At 64.1% G+C, this 6,117-nt stretch carries 5 protein-coding genes and 1 tRNA gene; 4 read left to right on the top strand and 2 right to left on the bottom strand.

The genetic code is table 11. From position 1 onward, the window contains the following. A partial coding sequence (locus IG178_RS21705; RefSeq protein WP_193214691.1) for an integron integrase occupies positions 1–1,245 on the top strand: 1,245 nt, incomplete at its 5' end. 80 nt (positions 1,246–1,325) lie between these two features. On the opposite strand, the gene IG178_RS21700 is transcribed toward IG178_RS21705, so the two are convergent. Continuing rightward, the gene (locus IG178_RS21700) at positions 1,326–1,856 is read right to left on the bottom strand and encodes a hypothetical protein (RefSeq protein ID WP_193214690.1); all 531 of its coding nucleotides are present in this window, start codon (positions 1,854–1,856) and stop codon (positions 1,326–1,328) included. A gap of 404 nt (positions 1,857–2,260) precedes the next feature. Between IG178_RS21700 and IG178_RS21695 the strand changes: the two genes are divergently transcribed. Next, positions 2,261–2,899, top strand: a complete 639-nt coding sequence (locus IG178_RS21695) for a fibronectin type III domain-containing protein (RefSeq protein WP_193214689.1) — start codon at positions 2,261–2,263, stop codon at positions 2,897–2,899. 279 nt (positions 2,900–3,178) lie between these two features. On the opposite strand, the gene IG178_RS21690 is transcribed toward IG178_RS21695, so the two are convergent. Next, positions 3,179–3,254 (bottom strand) — tRNA-Thr (locus IG178_RS21690). 269 nt (positions 3,255–3,523) lie between these two features. Between IG178_RS21690 and IG178_RS21685 the strand changes: the two genes are divergently transcribed. Both IG178_RS21685 and IG178_RS21680 read left to right on the top strand, forming a co-directional pair. Beyond that, the gene (locus IG178_RS21685) at positions 3,524–5,308 is read left to right on the top strand and encodes a family 78 glycoside hydrolase catalytic domain (RefSeq protein ID WP_193214688.1); all 1,785 of its coding nucleotides are present in this window, start codon (positions 3,524–3,526) and stop codon (positions 5,306–5,308) included. Positions 5,309–5,434: 126 nt separating this feature from the next. Continuing rightward, positions 5,435–6,117 (top strand): hypothetical protein (locus IG178_RS21680; RefSeq protein ID WP_193214687.1); only part of this gene is annotated, 683 nt, incomplete at its 3' end.

The raw sequence follows: 6,117 nt of genomic DNA, 5'->3' as shown, positions 1-6,117 counted from the left end.
GAGGCGATCTTCCCGTGGTCGGCAGATCTCGAGGCCTCCCGGGATGTCTTGTATCGCGACCGCCAGGCTTTCGCCATGGTCATCGGCTGGTTCGAGCAATGGCGAAGGCACTCCGGTACGGAACCGGGTCGCGAGGCCTGCAAGCGCTTCTGGCGCGAGCAGGTTCTTTCAAAGCCGCGCCAGGACTGGCAGCTCGACCAGTGGTGCGGTGCCATCCAGTGGTACCTCCGCTGGCTCAAGCACCGGCAGCAAACCGGCGGCGAGGTCCGCAGCCTGGACGAGCGGGCTCGCCGGGCGGTCGATGGAGCGGGTGCCCGCCGTGGCCTGGCGCGGACGACACGGGAGACCTACGGCCGTTGGGTGGCCGGCTATGCGCGATGGGTCGGCAACGCCACCGGAATGATGGATCCCGGGCGCGCCTCGGCCTACTTGGAATGGCTGGTCAAGGATCGCCGCGTCTCCTTTTGCACCCAGAAGCAGGCGCTCAACGCACTGGTCTTCTTTTTCAAGGACGTTTGCGGGTGGGAAAGCGTCCAGTTCGATGTCCGGCTGCGCAAAACCGAGAAGCGGTTGCCGGTGATTCTGGACGTGAGGGAGGTCATGGCGGTGCTGGAACGGATGGACGGCCAGTTCGGCCTGATGGCGCGGATCCAGTATGGCGGTGGACTGCGCATCAAGGAACTCGTCAGCCTGCGGGTGAAGGACGTCGACGAAGAACGCGGCATCATCACCGTCCGCAGCGGCAAGCGCGACAAGGACCGCACCACCGTGCTGCCAGATTCCGTCAAGGAGGCCGTCGTGGCAACCAAGGCGGAGCTCCGGGACCTGTTCCGGACGGACCGCGAGGCGGGACTGCCAGGCGTGGCGCTGCCCCACGCCTTTGGCCGGAAGGACCGGCGGGCGGGCGAGAAATGGCCGTGGCAATGGTTGTTTCCCGCGGTCCGGCCGTCCTTGGATCCGGCAACCGGCATCCGTCGCCGCCCTCATGTCGATCCGGAATCGTATTCCACCGCCCTCCGGGCGGCGGTCGAGGCGGCAATGATCGACAAACGAGTGACCAGCCACGCGCTACGGCATGCTTTCGCCACCCACCTACTCGAGGGCGGCCGCGACCTGCGTACCATCCAGGAACTCCTCGGCCATGCCGATGTCAGCACCACCCAGATCTATACCCATGTGGCGAATGGCATCGGAGCCATGGCCGTGCAAAGCCCGCTCGACCGGATCAAGACCCTGACGGTCTGAACCGAGCCGAAGCCTCATCATCGCCCAAAATCAGACACCTCCGCGGCGGACCGGCCGGAAACCGCCCGACCCGACCTCCCTCATGCGGGATTTCGATCCGATCCATCCCATCCATCCCGGACCCCTTTCTTCCGATCTGCGTTCATCCCGTTCATCCGTGGTTCGATGGCTTTCGCCTGATGTATCGCGAATCTGACGGAGAGCCCATTCATTGCCTTGGCTTGCACGAACTTTGGCTTTTTCGTGCCGGACTTAACCTTGTTCGGGACGAACTTTGGCTTTTCCGCGGCGGACTTAACCTTGTTCGAGGCAAGCTTTGGCTTCTTCGCGACGGACTTAACCTTGTTTGGGACGAACTTTGGCTTTTTTGCGACGGACTTAACCTTGTTCAGGGCGAACTTTGGTTTTTTCGAGACGGACTTAACCTTGTTCAGGACGAACTTTGGCTTTTTTGCGACGGACTTAACCTTGTTCGGGACGAGCTTTGGCTTCTTCGCGACGGACTTAACCTTGTTCAGGACGAACTTTGGCTTTTCCTCGACAGACTTAATCTTGTTCAGGGCGCACTTTGGATTTTCCAGGCCTGACTTGATCTTGTTCGGGAGGAGCATGGGTGGGGTTGGATCCTCCGTGATGAACTTGAATCCCGGCGAATGTCGTTCCTCCACGAGCCTGTCCGAGGGGGAGGGAAACCCGGGTCTTTCATGGGAGCATCCCCCAGGTCGAGGTTGAGCGACGGGAGAAAATGGATTTTGTAACGGCTGTCGATTTCGACGCTTAACTTCCGGGGCGGTCTAACATGATTCTCGGGAAATCCCTGTGGCGATGCGCGGTTCCGGGTTTTGATGGTTTGTAAATATAAAATAATTCAGGGTGGTCCAAGATCTGGCTTGCGGTGTTTTTGGTGGGTGCGGAGATACGGGTCGTGTTATTTGAAAAAACATGCGCCGGTGAAGCGGTCTTCCGGGCGTGATAGGCGAATGAAAACACCCCTGCATGAAATGCACACAGCGTCATGAATGATAACACACCCATCTCCCGCGTCTCGCTGGGCTTTGCCTCGGGGACGGACGGCCAACTGAAGGATCGGGCCCATGGCGTGATCCTGAACATGACCGGCAATGCCAGCTTTCCGGCCCCGACGGTGCCGCTGGCGGATCTCCAGACGGCGCTTGGCGACTTCATCGCCGCGATGGCGGCCACGGTCCAGGGCGGCACTGCCGCGACGGCGACCAAGAGGAACCTGCGTGCCGAGCTCGTCGAGTTGCTGAAGGCCCAGGCTTATTACGTCCAGGTTGCCAGTGCCAATGACCTGGCCGTCTTGCTTTCCAGTGGCTTCGAGGCGATCAGCAACAACCGCACCCGCGCTCCGCTGGCGGCGCCGGAGATCCGGAAACTGGTGACCGGCCAGACCGGCGAGCTGATGGTCACGGTGAACCCGATCCGCAATGCCCGCGGCTACAAGGTGGAGTTTGCCGGGACCGACGGCGGGTCGATCGGCCCGTGGTCGGACGGTGGTTTCCACGGAGGGTCCCGCAAGATGATTCTGACCGGCCTGACGCCGGGCAAGGTGTATGTCGTCCGGGTCCGCGCGTTGGGGGGGAGCACCGGGGCCTCGGACTGGAGTTCGACCGGATCCCGGATGTGTGTGTGAGTTTGGAGTGCCGAGTGCCGAGTGCCGAGTGCCGAGTGCCGAGTGCCGAGTGCCGAGTGCCGAGTGATCAGTGATCAGTGATCAGATGGCAGATGGCAGATGGCAGATGGCAGATGGCAGATGGAACAGCCCCGGTCTTCTGCTTTTCTCTGGCCACTGGCCACTGGCCACGTCGCCTGGGCGTGAGAGCGCGGCGCCGCGAAAGCCTCGAATTTGGGCGGCGATTGGATTCCGGCGGACCATTGCCGCGCTTCCCGGCCTGGCAACGGCGGGATCCCCTGGAGCCGGCTACCAGACTCGAACTGGTGACCTGATGATTACAAATCAACTGCTCTACCAACTGAGCTAAGCCGGCGGAACCAAGGGATGACCGGCGGGAGGAAACCCGCGCCGGAGCGGCGGGGTTTAGAATGATTCGGGCCTTGCGGCAAAGCTGAAATTTCAGGCGGGCGAGATTCCCGGTGCGTCTTTCCCCCTTTTTGGGGGTGGGGGATTCCTTGCAGACTTGCGATGGGATTCGTGACTTTGATTCCCACACGCCAACCCTTGCCGAATCGTCGCCTGGAGCCGGGATGCCCATTCCCGGACCCACGGCCGTGTTTCCGGGCGAAATCGACCGATCCCATGCTACGCTTCCTTCTCATTCTCAGCCTGTCTCCGCTTTGTGCCCGCGCTTTCGAGCGCAGCCCGGTGGTGGCCACCACCGAGGCTCCGATGAAGTTCGAACGGAAAGGGGATCGGGCCTGGTTCATCGACTTCGGCACCGCGGCTTTCGGCAACGTCGAGATCACCTCGCCGGACGCGAAGGCTGGCACCAAGGTCACGGTTCACCTGGGCGAAGCCCTGGCGGGGCCGGCCGAGGTCAATCGCCAACCGGGCGGCACGGTCCGCTACCAGCGCCACGAGGTGACCCTCCGCCCGCGGGTCGCGGCGCGGCCGGCGCTGACCTGGGCACCACCGGGCTGGATGAAAAGCGGCTGGCTGGAGCTGCCGAAGGAAACCGGTCAGGTCATGCCCTTCCGCTACGTCGAGGTCGAGAATGCGCCGGAGTCGTTCGCCATCGACCAGATCCGGCGGGTTTCGTGGAGCGTTCCCTTCGATGAGTCGGCAGCCGCCTTCGAATCCTCCAGCGCGGAGCTCGACGCGGTGTGGGCGCTGTGCAAGCACAGCATCAAGGCCACCAGCTTCATGGGGCTCTATGTCGACGGCGACCGCGAGCGCAAACCCTACGAGGCCGACGTGCTGATCAACCAGCTGTCCCACTACTGTCTCGATGCCCGCTACGACACCGCGCGCCTGAGCCACGAGTATCTGTTGGAGAAGCCGACCTGGCCGACCGAGTGGCGGCTGCAATCGGTGATCCTGGGGTGGAACGATTTCCTGTGGTCCGGCGACGACCGTTCGCTGCGCCGACACTACCCGACCTTGAAAGAGCGGGCGATGATCGGGCGGAGGACCGGCGACGGGCTTTTCAAGGGCTGGAACGAGGGCGAGCTCACCGACATCGTCGACTGGCCGGCGGGGGAGCGCGATGGCTACGACATGAAGCCGGAGGTGAAGACGGTGGTCACCGCCTTCCACTACCGGGCGCTCGTCCTGTTGGAACAGATCGCGAAGCGGCTCGGCAAGAACTCGGAGGCGAAGGAGTTCGCGGACCTGGCGCAGGCGACGCTCACGGCGTTCAACGAGCGGCTCTGGGACGAGGACCGGGGCTGCTATCTCGACGGTCTCGATCCGGTGAGCGGACAGGCCAGCGGCCACGCTTCCGCCCACGCCAGCTTTTTTCCGCTGGCCTTCGGCATGGTGCCGGCGGACCGGGTGGCCCGCGTGGCCGCCTTCCTCAAGCCGCGCGGCATGGCCTGCAGTGTCTACGGCGCCCAGTTCCTGCTGGAGGCGCTCTACGATGCCGGCGAGGCCGACCATGCCCTGTCGCTGCTGGTGGCGGACGGGCAGCGCTCCTGGCGGAACATGAGCGAGAAGGTCGGATCGACCATCACCCTCGAGGCTTGGGATCCGGCGCTCAAACCGAACCTCGACTGGAATCACGCCTGGGGTGCCGCTCCCGCGAACCTGATCCCGCGCAAGCTGATGGGCATCGAACCGCTCGAGCCCGGCTTCAAGCGCTTCCGGGTGAAGCCGCAGACCGCCTCGCTGGAGCGGGCGAAGCTCAAGCTGCCGACGCCGGCGGGGCCCGTGCTGTTGGAGATCCACGGGATCGGTGCCGATGCCTGGCGCGCCTCGCTGGTGGTCCCGAAGGGCACCGCGGCGGAGTTTCACCTGCCCTTCGCCGGCGAGCCGGTGGTGAGCTCCGCCGGGGTCCCGGTGGAGCCCCGGGTGCTGCGGGAAACCGGCGGCCGGCGGGTGATCGGTCTGCTGCCGGGAAGCTGGGAAATCTCGCTCAAGCGGTGAACGTGGGGGAGCGTCCCCATTAAGGGGGAGAGGAGGGGATTGGAGTTGTGGGGGGAGGCCTTTCCGGGGCTTATCCTGTCCAGTCCGGCGACCGCGCCGTTGGCAATCCAACCCACCAAAATACCCATGTCTTCCCGAGTTTCCCCGATCGCCGCCCTGTGCGCGATGGCCTCCCTGGTCGCCCCCGCTTCCGCGGTGGTGATTGACACCTTCAGCGACAGCGATCTGTCGGAGTACACCTTGACCCGCGTCCTCGACAACGGGGTCGCCGAATCAAACATCGCCTTCTCCTCGCCCTCCGGATCGCTCCAGACCACCTACTCCGGCACCGTGAACCAGGCCGAGCAGGTGCTGTTCCTCCGCGACGACTACACGCTCAACGTGGGGCAGACCATCTTCCTCGACACCGCCTTCGCGACGACGACCGCTCAGATGGACTTCGGCCTTGCCATCGGGGCGGCCGCCGCCACCGCGGGTGCCAGCGCTTTGGACACCGACACGCGCGACACCATGGACTGGCTGGCCGTGTATGTCCGGCCCTCGCAGGACGCGGTCCGTGTCACCAGTTCCATCAGCGGCGTGGTCGTGACGGCGGCCGGGGTCCTCGGATCGGGCGAAACCCTGGTGTCCCGCTTGTTCATCACCCGCACCAGCGCCACCACTTTCTCCGCCGGCTTCATCGACACCTCGGACGTCTCGCACACCAACGTGACGGTCGACTTCAGCGGCAGCAGCAGCATCGGTGACGCGGTCGGCTTCTACGCCGACCTCCGCGCGGTCGGGGGCACGCTGGGCAATGTCGACAACCT

The sequence above is a fragment of the Neoluteolibacter marinus genome, from assembly GCF_014904755.1.
Lineage (GTDB): Bacteria > Verrucomicrobiota > Verrucomicrobiia > Verrucomicrobiales > Akkermansiaceae > Haloferula > Haloferula marina.
Note: the sequence above shows the minus strand (reverse complement) of the source record. Positions and strands in the feature narration are given on the sequence as shown.

Coding starts and splice junctions, on each gene's coding strand:
- IG178_RS21685 (WP_193214688.1), top strand. CDS start 3,524: ATGCTACGCTTCCTTCTCATTCTCAGCCTGTCTCCGCTTTGTGCCCGC.
- IG178_RS21695 (WP_193214689.1), top strand. CDS start 2,261: ATGAATGATAACACACCCATCTCCCGCGTCTCGCTGGGCTTTGCCTCG.
- IG178_RS21700 (WP_193214690.1), bottom strand. CDS start 1,856: ATGCTCCTCCCGAACAAGATCAAGTCAGGCCTGGAAAATCCAAAGTGC.